General features: G+C 73.4%; 13 protein-coding genes, 4 tRNA genes and 1 pseudogene. 8 read left to right on the top strand and 10 right to left on the bottom strand.

Annotation, left to right across the window (positions count from 1 at the left end; genetic code table 11):
- Window positions 1-643 precede the first annotated feature (643 nt).
- The 4 genes from ACFY00_RS32645 to ACFY00_RS32630 all read right to left on the bottom strand — a co-directional run bounded on the left by ACFY00_RS32645 (window position 644) and on the right by ACFY00_RS32630 (window position 1,393).
- Window positions 644-720: transfer RNA gene (locus ACFY00_RS32645), tRNA-Phe, on the bottom strand.
- A gap of 27 nt (window positions 721-747) precedes the next feature.
- Window positions 748-821 (bottom strand) — tRNA-Asp (locus ACFY00_RS32640).
- Between the two features lie 42 nt (window positions 822-863).
- Window positions 864-936: transfer RNA gene (locus ACFY00_RS32635), tRNA-Glu, on the bottom strand.
- Window positions 937-1,051: 115 nt separating this feature from the next.
- Window positions 1,052-1,393, bottom strand: a complete 342-nt coding sequence (locus tag ACFY00_RS32630; RefSeq protein WP_285734396.1) for a metallopeptidase family protein — start codon at window positions 1,391-1,393, stop codon at window positions 1,052-1,054.
- A gap of 103 nt (window positions 1,394-1,496) precedes the next feature.
- Here ACFY00_RS32630 and crcB (ACFY00_RS32625) point away from each other — a divergent pair, with 103 nt between their 5' ends.
- Window positions 1,497-1,976 (top strand): fluoride efflux transporter CrcB, encoded by a 480-nt coding sequence (gene crcB, locus ACFY00_RS32625; RefSeq protein WP_388036356.1) that lies wholly within the window; start codon window positions 1,497-1,499, stop codon window positions 1,974-1,976.
- Window positions 1,973-2,332 carry a fluoride efflux transporter CrcB gene (gene crcB, locus ACFY00_RS32620; protein WP_388036354.1) on the top strand — a complete coding sequence of 120 codons (360 nt, stop codon included), beginning with the start codon at window positions 1,973-1,975 and terminating at the stop codon, window positions 2,330-2,332. Before crcB (ACFY00_RS32625) ends, crcB (ACFY00_RS32620) begins: the two co-directional genes overlap by 4 nt.
- Window positions 2,333-2,625: 293 nt before the next feature.
- On the opposite strand, the gene ACFY00_RS32615 is transcribed toward crcB (ACFY00_RS32620), so the two are convergent.
- On the bottom strand, window positions 2,626-2,853 hold the full coding sequence (locus tag ACFY00_RS32615) for a hypothetical protein (protein WP_388036351.1): 228 nt from the start codon (window positions 2,851-2,853) through the stop codon (window positions 2,626-2,628).
- Between the two features lie 344 nt (window positions 2,854-3,197).
- Here ACFY00_RS32615 and ACFY00_RS32610 point away from each other — a divergent pair, with 344 nt between their 5' ends.
- Both ACFY00_RS32610 and ACFY00_RS32605 read left to right on the top strand, forming a co-directional pair.
- Window positions 3,198-5,516 (top strand): DEAD/DEAH box helicase, encoded by a 2,319-nt coding sequence (locus tag ACFY00_RS32610; protein ID WP_388036348.1) that lies wholly within the window; start codon window positions 3,198-3,200, stop codon window positions 5,514-5,516.
- A gap of 111 nt (window positions 5,517-5,627) precedes the next feature.
- Window positions 5,628-6,446, top strand: a complete 819-nt coding sequence (locus tag ACFY00_RS32605) for a TIGR02452 family protein (RefSeq protein ID WP_388036346.1) — start codon at window positions 5,628-5,630, stop codon at window positions 6,444-6,446.
- A 72-nt stretch (window positions 6,447-6,518) separates the two neighbouring features.
- Here ACFY00_RS32605 and ACFY00_RS32600 read toward each other — a convergent pair whose 3' ends face one another.
- Window positions 6,519-6,818: a hypothetical protein gene (locus ACFY00_RS32600; RefSeq protein WP_388036343.1), complete on the bottom strand. Its 300-nt coding sequence runs from the start codon at window positions 6,816-6,818 to the stop codon at window positions 6,519-6,521.
- A 116-nt stretch (window positions 6,819-6,934) separates the two neighbouring features.
- Here ACFY00_RS32600 and ACFY00_RS32595 point away from each other — a divergent pair, with 116 nt between their 5' ends.
- Complete coding sequence (locus ACFY00_RS32595) at window positions 6,935-8,155, top strand: low temperature requirement protein A (protein ID WP_388036340.1); 1,221 nt, start codon at window positions 6,935-6,937, stop codon at window positions 8,153-8,155.
- A 46-nt stretch (window positions 8,156-8,201) separates the two neighbouring features.
- On the opposite strand, the gene ACFY00_RS32590 is transcribed toward ACFY00_RS32595, so the two are convergent.
- Both ACFY00_RS32590 and ACFY00_RS32585 read right to left on the bottom strand, forming a co-directional pair.
- Entirely contained in the window at window positions 8,202-8,900 is a 699-nt protein-coding gene (locus tag ACFY00_RS32590) for a tyrosine-protein phosphatase (RefSeq protein ID WP_388036337.1), read from the bottom strand.
- Window positions 8,901-9,039: 139 nt separating this feature from the next.
- Window positions 9,040-9,801, bottom strand: coding sequence for an SDR family oxidoreductase (locus ACFY00_RS32585; protein ID WP_388036334.1), 762 nt, complete (start codon window positions 9,799-9,801; stop codon window positions 9,040-9,042).
- A 100-nt stretch (window positions 9,802-9,901) separates the two neighbouring features.
- Between ACFY00_RS32585 and ACFY00_RS32580 the strand changes: the two genes are divergently transcribed.
- The 3 genes from ACFY00_RS32580 to ACFY00_RS32570 all read left to right on the top strand — a co-directional run bounded on the left by ACFY00_RS32580 (window position 9,902) and on the right by ACFY00_RS32570 (window position 11,801).
- A complete protein-coding gene (locus ACFY00_RS32580) occupies window positions 9,902-10,519 on the top strand; it encodes a transglutaminase family protein (protein ID WP_388036332.1) in 618 nt (205 codons plus the stop codon).
- Between the two features lie 414 nt (window positions 10,520-10,933).
- Complete coding sequence (locus ACFY00_RS32575) at window positions 10,934-11,605, top strand: DNA polymerase beta superfamily protein (RefSeq protein WP_388036329.1); 672 nt, start codon at window positions 10,934-10,936, stop codon at window positions 11,603-11,605.
- A gap of 123 nt (window positions 11,606-11,728) precedes the next feature.
- A tRNA-Lys gene (locus ACFY00_RS32570) sits at window positions 11,729-11,801 on the top strand.
- Window positions 11,802-11,934: 133 nt separating this feature from the next.
- Here the strand turns inward: ACFY00_RS32570 and xerC are convergent.
- Both xerC and ACFY00_RS32560 read right to left on the bottom strand, forming a co-directional pair.
- Window positions 11,935-12,927 (bottom strand): annotated as a pseudogene (gene xerC, locus ACFY00_RS32565) (tyrosine recombinase XerC); the annotation flags it as partial.
- Between the two features lie 5 nt (window positions 12,928-12,932).
- Window positions 12,933-13,001, bottom strand: a complete 69-nt coding sequence (locus ACFY00_RS32560; protein ID WP_388031919.1) for a hypothetical protein — start codon at window positions 12,999-13,001, stop codon at window positions 12,933-12,935.
- Between the last annotated feature and the right edge of the window lie 18 nt (window positions 13,002-13,019).

The following is a 13,019-nucleotide window of genomic DNA, read 5'->3' as shown; positions in this document are numbered from 1 at the left end:
TCGTCTTCCCAGCCCCCCCGGCAGCCTGGCTGCCCGTGACGACCAGATCATCAGCCAGAGCGAGGATCCGAACACTTCCAACCTGGAACGTCACCTTGAAGCCGACGCGGCTGTCGATGGACCGCTGTCGGATGTGCCGGATGGAGACGACCCCGCTGCCTGCGAACGGTGCGAGAGGGAACTCATCCGGTGCGGCACTGACCGTGACATGCCCGAGCATGTCCATGTCGTAGCAGTCGTGGGGCTCGCCGATCCGAAGATCAAATATGTGGTCCAGCGTGTGGAACCGGACCGGGCCGAGGTCCTCCACATGCAGCCACATGTGCAACGGCTCGGGCTCGCCACCGCTGTCGCGGGCGTGGAACCACGAGCACGTCACGCGTTGCACTTGCCGACCGACGAGGTCCTCCGGATTTACCGCAGGGCGATCGTGTCAGCCTTGGCTGGAGGGGATCAACGGGATCCTGCCGACGCCGGTCACCCCCTGCGGAGCAGTGCCCTGTGATTGGCGTCACGTGCCCCCATTGCTGGGACCAGCCATCTTGGCTGCTCAGATCCAGAGCGATTCGGGGCCGTTGGCGTCAAACGGCACGAAAATGCCCCCGAAGCGAGCTGCTCCGAGGGCATCGTGCCTGGTCGTACGTGGTGGCCAGGGCCGGGGTCGAACCGGCGACCTTCCGCTTTTCAGGCGGACGCTCGTACCAACTGAGCTACCTGGCCGTACTGCACCGTCTCTTGCGAGACGAGCGATCCCGACGGGACTTGAACCCGCGACCTCCACCTTGACAGGGTGGCGAGCTAACCAACTGCTCCACGGGACCTCATGCGGATCGCTCCGCACAGGACCTTACTACGGTACTGCGTACCCCCAACGGGATTCGAACCCGTGCTACCGCCTTGAAAGGGCGGCGTCCTGGGCCACTAGACGATGAGGGCTTGCGGCCCTTCCGGCCGGATCATCCGGCGTTCGGGGACGTCGAGAAGCATATGGGATGCCGGGCGGGAACGCCAAAACGGTTTCCGGTGGTCGGCGCGGCGGGCGGGGCGTGGGTCAGGACCAGCCGAGTTCGTGGAGTTCGTCGTCGTCGAAGCCGAAGTGGTGGGCGACCTCGTGGATGACGGTGGTGCGGACCTCGTCGACGGCCTCCTCGCGGGTCTCGCAGAGGCGGAGGGTCGGGCCCATGTAGACCATGATCCGGTCGGGGAGGACGCCGGCGTACCACTCGCCGCGCTCGGTGAGCGGAATGCCCTCGTAGAGGCCGAGCAGGTCGGGGGTGCCGGGGGCGGGCTCGTCCTCGACGAAGACGGCGACGTTGTCCATCATCGCGGCCAACTGCGGCGGAATCTGGTCCAGTGCGTCGGACACCAGCGCCTCGAACTCGTCCCGGGTCATCTCCACGGGCCCCATTGTCGGAGTTCCGCCGACGGGACGCCAGGCCACCGCGGGGTGTCGGGGGCCGGGTCGGCGGGGTCGCGGCGGGTGCTTCACTGGCGGCATGACGACGAGGGAACCGGTGCTGCGCGGGCAGGGGCGGGTGGTGGCGGCGGTCTCCGCGGGCGGGGTGCTCGGGGCGGTCGCCCGGTACGGGGCGGGGCTGCTGTGGCCGACCGCGCAGGACGCCTTCCCGTGGACCACGCTGGGGGTCAACGTCCTCGGCTGCGCGGCGATCGGGGTGGTGCTGGTGCTGCTCACCGAGGGGCCGCGCCCGCCGCACCCGCTGCTGCGGCCGTTCCTGGCGACCGGGATCCTCGGCGGGTTCACCACCTTCTCGACGTACGCGGTGGACGCGCAGCAGCTGTTCGACCACGGGCTGCCCGGCAAGGCGCTGCTCTACCTGGGCGGGACGCTGCTGGCCGCCATGGCGGCCGTGTGGGCGGCTGCGGGCGCGACCCGGGCGGTGCTGCTGGCGCGCAGCGAGCGGGCGGCGGCGGACGGGCGGGCGGCGGGGACGGACGGACGGGGGGCGGCGGGATGAACTGGCTGCTGGTGGTGGCGGGGGCCGCGGTCGGCGCCCCGCTGCGGTACCTGACGGACCGTGCGGTGCACGCCCGGGTCGGCTTCGGCTTCCCGTGGGGCACGTTGACCGTCAACGTCGGCGGCTGCGCGCTGCTCGGCCTGCTCGCCGCGGTCGCCCCGCCGGACGTCCGGCTGCTGCTGGGCACCGGCCTGTGCGGGGCGCTCAGCACGTACTCGACCTTCTCGTTCGAGACCCTGGGGCTGGCCCAGAACGGCGCGCGCGGCGCGGCGCTGGGCAACGTGGCGCTGTCGCTGGGCGCGGGCCTGGCGGCGGTGTACGCGGGGGCGGCCGTCGGACGCGCGCTCTGGGGGTGAGTGGGGCGCCACCCGTGTCCCGGTGGGCGGCCGCGCGTTGGGCACCGGAAAGGCGGCGGCCCCCGGGCGGGCCGTGCGGGAGGTGGCTCGATGGTGGCGGGTTGGTCGGTGCGTCGGCGGCGTGCGGCGGCGGGTTCGGTGGCGGCGGCGCTGGCCGTGCTGGGGCTGGGCGGGTGCATGTCGGTGGGCGCGGACGCCCCCGGCGGGGCGGTCGAGGTGAAGCCGTCCGGGACGGGCGGCACGGCGGCGGCGAGCACCAGGCCGGGCGGCGGCCAGGGCGGGCGGCAGGGCGGTCAGCACGGGGAGCACGGCGGCTCGTTGAGCCTTGACGGTGCGTCACCGGCCGCGTCGCCCCCGGCCGGGGCCCCGGCGCCCGGGTCCACGCCGCCGCCGGGGTCGGCGGGGGTGCCCGGCGCGCCGGTGCAGGTGCCCGCCCCCGCGGAGAGCAGCACGCCCCCGTCCGGGACGGCGAGTGGGCCCGCCTCGCCGCCGACCGACCGGCCCACCGGCGGGAGCGGCACGACCGCCCCGCCGACCCCCCAGAGCAGCCCGTCGGCGCCCGCGCACTCGCCGTCGCCGTCGGCGACGCCCAGCGGTTCGGGGACGGAGGGGCCGAGCGACCCGTCTTCGGTACACTGAGGGAGCGGTCCACACCTTCGTTCGAAGGCGATGACCAGGGGATTTGCCTCCGATCCCGAGGTTCCCCTATGGTGGTAGATCGTTCGTTTGATCCTATTTGGCTGGCGCTCCTCATACACCTTTGAGCGCCCTTGGCGCGTTCCGGCGATCCGTGGCTGACCGCATAGAGGCGGTTTTTCAACAGACCCACCGGACTTTGGCGCGTGCCACTTCCGGAAGGTTTTGCATGTCTCTCGTTGACGACGCCCGCTTCGCCATGCCCGCGAACGGGTCCGACGCCGACTCCCTCGACACCGACACGCTGGACGCGGAGCTCGCCGAGCTCACCGACGCCGACGTGGACACCGACTTCGACGCGGACACCGACGCCGCGGACGACACCGACACCGCGGACGCCGCGGACGACACCGACGCCGAGCCCACCGTCACCTTCGGCGACCTCGGTCTGCACGAGGACGTGGTCCGGGCCCTCGCCAAGCGCGGCGTCACCACCCCGTTCCCGATCCAGGCCGCGACCATCCCGGACGCGCTGGCCGGCAAGGACGTCCTCGGCCGCGGCCGCACGGGCTCCGGCAAGACCCTGAGCTTCGGCCTCCCGCTGCTGACCCGCCTCGCCGGCGGCGAGCGCACCAAGGCCAAGCACCCGCGCGGCCTGATCCTCGTCCCGACCCGCGAGCTGGCCATGCAGGTCGCCGACGCGCTGGAGCCCTTCGGCTCGGTGCTCGGCCTGCGCCTGAAGGTGGTCTGCGGCGGCACCTCGATGTCGAACCAGATCTACGCCCTGGAGCGCGGCGTCGACGTCCTGGTGGCCACCCCCGGCCGCCTGCGCGACCTGATCAACCGCGGCTCCGCCAAGATGGACGAGGTCGAGATCGCCGTCCTGGACGAGGCCGACCAGATGGCCGACATGGGCTTCCTGCCCGAGGTCACCGAGATCCTCGACCTGGTGCCGGCCGGCGGCCAGCGCCTGCTGTTCTCCGCCACCCTGGAGAACGAGATCGACAGCCTGGTCAAGCGCTACCTGAAGAACCCGGTCACCCACGAGGTCGACCCGTCGGCCGGTGCGGTCACCACCATGACCCACCACATCCTGGTCGTGAAGCCCAAGGACAAGGCGCCGATCACCAACGCGATCGCCGCCCGCAAGGGTCGCACCATCATCTTCGTCCGCACCCAGATGGGCGCGGACCGGGTCGCCCAGCAGCTGATGGAGGCCGGGGTGAAGGCCGACGCGCTGCACGGCGGCATGACCCAGGGCGCCCGCACCCGCGTCCTCGGCGACTTCAAGGACGGCTACCTGAACGTGGTCGTCGCCACCGACGTCGCCGCCCGCGGCATCCACGTCGACGGCATCGACCTGGTGCTGAACGTCGACCCGGCGGGCGACCACAAGGACTACCTGCACCGCTCCGGCCGCACCGCCCGGGCCGGCCGCTCCGGCATCGTCGTCACCCTGGTGCTGCCGCACCAGCGCCGCGGCGTGTTCCGCCTGATGGAGGACGCGGGCGTGGACGCCTCGCGTCACATCCTCGACCACGCCTTCGACGCCGAGGTGGCCCGGATCACCGGCGCCCGCTCGCTGGTCGAGGTGCAGGCCGAGAGCGCCTCCGGCATCGCCGGTGCCGCCGAGCGCGAGGTCGCCGAGCTGACCCGCGAGCTGGAGCGCGCCCAGCGCCGCGCCACCGAGCTGCGCGAGGAGGCCGACCGCCTGGCCGCCCGTGCCGCCCGCGAGCGCGCCGAGCTGGGCATCGAGGACGAGGAGCCGGCCGCCGAGGCCGAGACCGAGGCCCCCGTGGCCGCGGTCGCCGCCGAGGCCGAGCCGGTGGCGGTGGCCGAGGAGCGCGCCCCGGCCTACCGCGAGGCCCGCAGCGAGCGCCCGGCGTACAACAACCGGGACCGCGGCGACCGTGAGCGTGGCGGGTTCAACCGTGACGACCGCGGCGGCGACCGTGGTGGCCGTTCGTTCGGTGACCGTGAGCGTGGCGGGTTCAACCGTGATGACCGTGGTGGTCGCTCGTTCGGTGACCGTGAGCGTGGCGGCTTCAACCGTGATGACCGTGGTGGCCGTTCGTTCGGTGACCGTGAGCGTGGCGGTTTCAACCGTGATGACCGTGGTGGCCGTTCGTTCGGTGACCGTGAGCGCGGTGGTTTCAACCGTGATGACCGTGGTGGCCGTTCGTTCGGTGACCGTGAGCGTGGCGGGTTCAACCGTGATGACCGTGGTGGCCGTTCGTTCGGTGACCGTGAGCGCGGTGGGTTCAACCGTGACGACCGCGGCAGCCGCTCGTACGGCGACCGCCCGGCCCGTCCCTTCGGCGCCGGCGGCGACCGTGACCGCGGCCAGGCCGGTGGCGGCAGCCGTCCGTTCGTGCGGCGTGACGACCACCGTTCCGGCGGGCGCCCGCAGGGTGGCTTCAACCGTGACGACCGCGGCGGCGACCGTGGTGGCCGTTCGTTCGGTGACCGTGAGCGTGGCGGCTTCAACCGCGACGACCGCGGCGGCTACAACGGCGGCGGCGACCGCAAGCCGCGCTGGAAGAACTGACGCACAGTCCGGTACGGGCCCGCTCCACTTCGGTGGGGCGGGCCCGTCCGCGTTTCCTGGGCGGTGAAAATCGCTGGTGGGAGCGGGAGTTGGGGATTAGCGTGCCGAGGCATGAGCAGTAGGCAGCGGGCCGTGGCCACGCAGAACGAGGAGATCGCCGACCGGGGGGAGTACCGCAGCCCGGCCGGGGCGGTGGTGCGGATCGCCGAGGAGCTGGCCGAGGCCCGGGCGGGCACGGTCTCGTACCGGGCGGACGCGGAGTTCGGGCCGGGCCCGGGGCCGCTGGCGGCCGGGGCGGTGGTCGAGGTCACCGGGGAGGGCAGCATGGCGGCCGCCCGGCGGCTGGTGGCGGACGGCGGGCGGGGCGTCGCGGTGCTGAACTTCGCGTCCGCGCGCAACCCCGGCGGCGGCTACCTGCGCGGCGCCCAGGCCCAGGAGGAGGACGTCTGCCGCTCCTCGCTGCTGTACCGCTGCCTGCTGGAGGCCCCCGACTACTACGAGGCGCACCGGGCCTCCACCGACCTGCACTACAGCCACCGGGTGATCTGGTCGCCCGGCGTGCCGGTGATCCGGGACGACCGGGGAGAGCTGCTGGAACGCACCCACCGGGTCGGCTTCCTGACCTCGCCCGCGCCCAACGCGGGCCAGCTGGCGCTGCGTTCGCCCGGCCGTCCGCTCGACCTCGGCCCGGTGCTGGCCGAGCGGGCCGGGCGGGTGCTGGCCGTCGCCGCCCGGCACGGGGTGCGGGAGCTGGTGCTGGGCGCCTGGGGCTGCGGGGTGTTCCGCAACGACCCGGTCGAGGTGGCGGCCGCGTTCGGACAGGCCCTGGACGGCTGGGGCGCGGCCTTCGACCGGGTGGTGTTCGCGGTCTGGGACCGCAACCGCCCCTCGGCGAACCGGGCGGCCTTCGAGGCGCGCTTCGGCGGCTGAGCCGGCCCCGGCTCCGGGTCTGGTCCTGCTCCTGGCTCCGGTGCTGGCCCTGGCCCTGGCCCCGGCCCGGGCTCAGTCGCCGGTGGCCAGCGCCGAGGCCGCGGTGACCACGCCCGTCACGGTCAGCACGGCCGGCCAGGCGCCGATCTTCTTCGCCAACGGGTGCGAGCCGCCGAACGCGGCCAGGTACAGCGCGGTCAGCCCCGCCGCGGCCGGCACCCCCGACCGCCGCCCCCACCGCACCGCGGCGGTCGCCCCCGCCGCGGCCAGTACGGCACCGCCCAGCTCGCGACGACCGCTGAACCGCGCGGTCGCGTACCCGCCGATCAGTCCGGTGGCGGCAACGGCGGCGGTGACGGGGAAACGGGCCATCGGACGTACTCCTTCACGACTTCGGGACTGCACGGCTCCGGTGCGCGCGCCGTCCACGGTAACGCTCCTAACGAGCTGCCCGCCGCACGGGGAACGGGGATTGGGATACTCGGGCGGTGACCGATCGAGAGCTTGCACCGACGGGGGACGGGGAGCTGCGGGCGAGCCCGCTGGAGCTCTTCTTCGACCTGGTCTTCGTCTTCGTCATCACCCAGCTCACCGCGAGCCTGGCCCACCACCTCACCCCCGGCGGCCTCGCCCGGGTGCTGGTGATGCTGGCGGTGATCTGGTGGATGTACGACGCCTACATCTGGGTCGCCAACGCCGTCCCGCCGCGCACCCACGGGCGGCGCGCCCTGATGCTGCTGGGGATGGGCTGCTTCCTGGTCATCGCGCTCAGCGTGCCGCGGGCCTTCGACGGCGGCGGCGAGGCCTTCGGCTGGGCGTACCTGCTGGTCATCGCCGTGCACACCGGCATGTTCGCCAATGCCGGGGTCCGCCCCGGGCCGGTCGCCCGGATGGGGGCGCTCAACCTGCTGGGCGCCGGACTGGTGATCACCGGCGGGTACCTCCGCGGCGGGCCCGAACTCCTGCTCTGGACGGCCGCGTTCGGCCTCCAGCTGGCCATCCCGTACCTGGTCGACCTGCCGCGCTTCCAGCTCCGCTCCGACCATTTCGTGGAGCGCCACGGGCTGGTGGTGATCGTCGCCTTCGGCGAGTCGGTGATCGCCATCGGCGTCGGCATCGGCGAGAACGAGCTCACTGCGGCCCCGGCCGCCGCCGCGATGCTGGCCCTGGCGGTCTGCGTCGGCCTGTGGTGGGCGTACTTCGGCGCGGACGACGAGGAGCGGGCCGTCCACGCGATGGCCCGGTTCGACGACGCCCGGCGCAACCTGGCCGCGATCAAGGTCTACTACCTGGGCCACTACGCCCTGCTGCTGGCCGTCATCCTGTTCGCCACCGGCGCCAAGACCGCCACCGCCCACCCCACCTCGCCCCTCCACCTCCCCGAAGCGCTCGCCCTGTCCGGCGGCACGGCCCTCTTCCTGGGCGCCAACGCCGCCGTCCGCCGCATCCTCGTCCTCGGGCCCAGCCGCTTCCGCCTCACCGCCGCCGCCCTCGTCCTGGCCACCACCCCGCTCGGCGTCCGGCTCGGCCCGCTCGCCCAACTCGCCGCCACCGCTGTCGTCCTGGCCCTCCTCTTCCACGCCGAGGCCCGCCGGCAGGGCGTCGAGCAGCCGACCGCGGGGCAGCCGACCGCAGGTCAGTCGACCACGGGGCAGCCGACCGGCCGCCGAGGCTCCCCGGTGGCCCTGGCCGCGGACGAAACGGGGTGACGCCGACGCCGGTGCCGTCAGCTGCTCGTGCGGTCGTCGGCCGTCGTCACACCGGGCCCAGGGTGCGGAGGGTGGCGAGGTCGGCCTCGGTGGCGCCGTGGTTGCGGAGGTAGGCGTCGAGGGAGCCGTGGGTGGTGGTGGCGTGGTCGAGGGCGGCGTGCAGGTGGGCGGCTTCGACCGGGCGGGAGAGGCGTTCGACTCCGGCGGCGTCGTAGTAGGGGACGGGGCCGCGGTCGAGGCCGAGGCCGGGGTTGGAGCGGAGGAAGTCGGCGGTGACCGCTTCGAGGGGGAGCCCGGCCAGGAGCTGCAGGACGGCGACGGTCAGGCCGGTGCGGTCCTTGCCGACGGCGCAGTGGACCAGCAGCGGGGCGCCGTTGGCCAGGGCGTGGACGGCGGCGGCGATCGCGACGCCGCCGGTCTCGGCCATGAACGGGTAGAGCGCGGCCTGGTCCTCCGGCCAGACCCGGGCGGTGGTGGTCGGGTCGGGCAGCAGCGGCAGGTGGAGGTAGTGGACGCCGTCCGGGAGGCGGTCGGGCCAGTCCGCGACCTCGGGGGTGCTGCGCAGGTCGAGGACGGTGCGGATGCCGAGCTCCGCGAAGCGCCGCAGGCCCTCGTCGGTGAGGCGGTTGAGGGTGGCCGAGCGGTAGAGCAGTCCGGGGCGGTAGACACCGGCCCCGGCGTCGCGGAGGTTGGGGACGTCGGGGATGTCGAGGAACGGCGCGGCGGCGATCTCGGTCTCGGTCATGCGCTCCACGGTAGGTGCAGGGCCCGGCGCCGGGCCGGTGCGTTCACCGAACCGGTATCGAGGGGGCGGGGCGGTGTCGAGGGGGCCGGGCCGGTGCCGAAGGGCCGGGGCGGTGTCGAGGGGGATCGGACAGGGCCGGTCAGCGTCCGCCGGCCGCGTCCAGGAAGGCGCCGGTGACGTACGAGGCGGCGGGGGAGAGCAGGTAGAGGATCGCCTCGGCGATCTCCTCGGGCTGCCCGCCGCGCCCCATCGGCAGGTTCGGGCCGACCCGGTCGACCCGGCCGGGCTCGCCGCCGAGGGCGTGGATGCCGGTGTGGATCAGGCCGGGGCGGACGGCGTTGACCCGGATGCCCTCGGCCGCGACCTCCAGCGACAGGCCGGTGGTCATCGAGTCGAGCGCGCCCTTGGACGCCGCGTAGTCGACGTACTCGTTGGGCGAGCCGAGCCGGGACGCCGCCGAGCCGACGTTGACGATCGCGCCGCCGCGGCCGCCGTACCGGGTGGACATCCGGCGCACCGCGGCGCCCGCGCACAGGAACGGGCCGGTGACGTTGGCGGCCCAGATCCGCTGCAGCCGGTCCTCGTCGAGCTCGTCCAGTCGGCACTGCCGCTCCAGCGTGCCCGCGTTGTTCACCAGGGCGGTGAGGGTGCCGATTTCGCGGTCGACGGTCTCGAACAGCCCGTTCACCCCGGCGGTGTGCGAGACGTCGGCGCGGACGGCGATCGCGGTGCCGCCCGCGGAGCGGATCCGCTGCACCACGGCGTCCGCCGCGTCCGCGTCGCTGCGGTAGTTGACGCACACCCGGTAGCCGCGTTCGGCGGCGAGCAGTGCGGTGGCCGCCCCGATGCCGCGACCGCCGCCGGTGACCACCAGCACCTCGTCCGCCTCGCCCTGCGCCATGCCGGTCAGCTCCTTCGTCCACGACGGTGTCGTCCCGACGCTATCCCACCGGGTGAAATTCCTTTGCGGGCGGCGCAGTCGGCGGCCGAGCATCACTGCCATGGACCTCTCGCTCTCCCCCCACGGCCCGCTGCGGGCCGACCGGCCGGACCTGTCCGCGTACCTCGCCGCGGACGAGGTCGTCGACCACGACCACCCCGCGATCGTCGCCCTGGCCGCGCAGTTGCGGCAGGACGACCCGGTGCGGACCGCCGAGGCGGTGTTCGAGCACGTCCGCGACCGGATCGACCACTCGGCGGACATCGGCCGCTGGTCGGCCGCCTACCGGGCCTCCGACGTGCTCGCCGCGGGCAACGCGATCTGCCACGGCAAGTCGCACCTGCTGGCCGCGCTGCTGCGCGCCAACGGCATCCCGGCCGGGCTGTGCTACCAGAAGCTGGACGTGCTGCACGGACTCAACGGCGTTCTGCTGCCCGGCACTTCGTGGTGGGTCCGGCTGGACGGCCGGGGCAACCGGAACGGCGCGGACGGGCACTTCGCCACCACTCCGGCGCAGGAGCGGCCCGCCTGGACCAACGACCCGGCGCTCGGCGAGCACCACTACACCACCGTGTACGCGACGACGCCGCAGCCGCTGCTGGCCGCCCTGCGCACGGCCGTCCCGAACTCGACCGGCTACGGCTACCTGCCGCGCGAAATGCCGGACGCGGTGCGGTAGTTCACTGATCCCGCAGGCGGCGGGTGGCGATCCGCGGGTCGGTTTCCCCTCGCAGTCGGACGGGTAGCTTCTGTACGGTCAACGGCCGTGTGGGGAAGGGCAGTTCGGCCACCAATGAGCCGATCTGCCCGATCCCGTCCGGGGGCGCACCGAGGTGCCGCGTCACCGCCGACACCTGTGTCGCCGAGGCCCACCGAGTACGCAACTCCGCTGCCGGTGGCCGCCGTTCACCATCCGCCCGATGGCGGCCGGGGTGGCCGTGTCGGCCTGTACGCCGGGTTCTGTCTCCTCCCCCCACCTGCCCCCTTCCTCCCCCGCCCCGTTAAATCGCTCGCCCGGACGGCCCGCCCCGGGCGAAACTGCACACCCACCCGCACCCGCACCCGCCCGCGTCCGCCGAGGAGGCGTCCGCCCGTGAACGTCCTGCTCTCCGGCATCGTCGGCTCCACCGCGTACGGCCTGGCGCACGCCGGCTCCGACCTAGACCGGCTCGGCCTGTTCGCCGCGCCCACCGTCGCCTTCCACGGCCTGCACCGCCCCGCCGAGTCGCACGTCACCACCGCCCCGGACCGCACCCTCCACGAGGCCGCCAAGTGGTGCCGCCTCGCCCTCGGCGGCAACCCGACCGCCACCGAACTCGTCTGGCTGCCCGAGGAGTTGTACGAGGTCCGGACACCGCTCGGCGAGGAGCTGATCGGCCTGCGGGAGGCCTTCCTGTGCGGTCCGGCGGTCCGCCGCGCCTACCTGGGCTACGCCGAGCAGCAGTTCCGCAAGCTCACCGCCCGCGACCGCACCGACCCGACCGGCCGCGCCAGGGCCGCCAAGCACGCCCGGCACCTGGTCCGCCTGGTCCGCCAGGGCGTCACCCTGCACGAGACCGGCCACCTGGAGATCCGCCTCCCCGACCCCGAGCGGGTCCGCGCCCTCGGCGAGCGCTACGCCGACCACCCCGAGGAGGCCGCCACCCTCCTCGCCGACGCCGAGACCCGCCTCGGCCGCCCCGGCGTCCTGCCCGCCGCTCCGGACGAACGCCCGGTCGAAGCCTGGCTGCACCGCGTCCGAACCGCCCACCTGCCCACCCCCTGACCCCTCGCCGGTCCCCGCCCCCGACCTGCGCGACCCACCCGGCAATCCACTGGTCATCCCCCACCGGGCACCAGGTAGGATCACCCCGGCAGGCGCTGTCCCCTCCGGGTCCACGCCTACCGCGGGCCGCTAGCTCAATTGGCAGAGCTGCGGACTTTTAATCCGTAGGTTCAGGGTTCGAGCCCCTGGCGGCCCACGTACGGCGAGGGGGTTGAACCCCCTCTGACCTGCAGCGCAGCACCCCGGCTAATTTGAGTAGCCGGGGTGCTGCTGCGTTTGCGGGCCGTCTGCGTGAGCGATGCGTGAGCGGACGGCAGATCAGTGCCTGGTCAGCTGGCGGACTGGGCGTCCTTCGGCGACCTCGCCCGGGGGACGAGCGCGGCGGCGGCCTCGGCCTGGGCGAAGGCCAGCTCGGGCAGGACGCTGGCGTAGATGTCCGCCGTGATGGTGATGGAGGAGTGGCCAAGCAGCTCCTGGACCACCTTGAGATCGGCGCCGGCCGCGAGGAGAAGCGTCGCCGCGACGTGGCGGAGGTCGTGCAGGCGGATCGGCGGAAGGCCGGAGAGGGACACGAGCCGCTCGAACATGTCGGTGACCTTGCCAGGGTGCAGCCAGCCGCCGTCCTCGTCGGTGAATACCCGGCCGGTGTCCTGCCAGGCCGGTCCCCACTTCTCACGCTCCGCCTGCTGGCGGACGCGGTGGGCACTGAGGGCGCGGACGGTCTGCTCGTCGAGCGGCACGACCCGGAAGCCCGCGTCCGACTTCGGTATGGACTCCTCGACGCCCCAACCGTCCTGGACCAACTGGGTGGTGACGGTGAGGGAGGAGGCATCGAGGTTGGTCTCCGACCAGCCGAGGCCACAGGCTTCGCCCCGGCGAGGACCGCGGAAGGCCATGAGGTGCCACATCGCGTACAGGCGGTGGTCCGCCACGAAGTCGAGGAACTCGCCGGTCTGAGCAGGTGTCCACACCATGACGGGCGACGGCTTGCTGCCGGTCTCGCGCCACTCGGCGACGCGCTCCGGCGTCCAGAGGAGGGCCTTGGGCTTGCTCGCCGGGTCGATCTTCACGTGGGAGGCCGGGTTGAAGGTGATGAGACCATCGGCAATCGCGTCGTTGAGCGAGACGCGGAGGGTGCGTCGGATGTGCTGGCGCGTGGTAGGCCCGGTGACGCGCCTGAACGGCGGCATCTCGGCGATGGTGGCCTTCAGCGCCGCTCGGCGGGCGCGATTCTCCTCGCCCTTCCAGGAGGACGTCCGGAGCTCTTCCGTTGCCGCGCGCCGAAGGGCGTTCGCCTCCAGGATCTCCTCGTTGGTCTCAGAGGGCGTTAAGTCCGTTTTTGGTAGAGGCCTCGTCGGGGCTGGATAAGCGTGCCTTGGCGGACGAGTCTGCCCAGACGGTTCCGGGTGACGTT

The organism is Kitasatospora sp. NPDC001540, from assembly GCF_042894345.1.
Classification (GTDB): Bacteria; Actinomycetota; Actinomycetes; order Streptomycetales; family Streptomycetaceae; genus Kitasatospora; species Kitasatospora phosalacinea_C.
The sequence above is the reverse complement of the archived record's forward strand: the minus strand, read 5'-3'. Positions and strand labels throughout refer to the sequence as shown.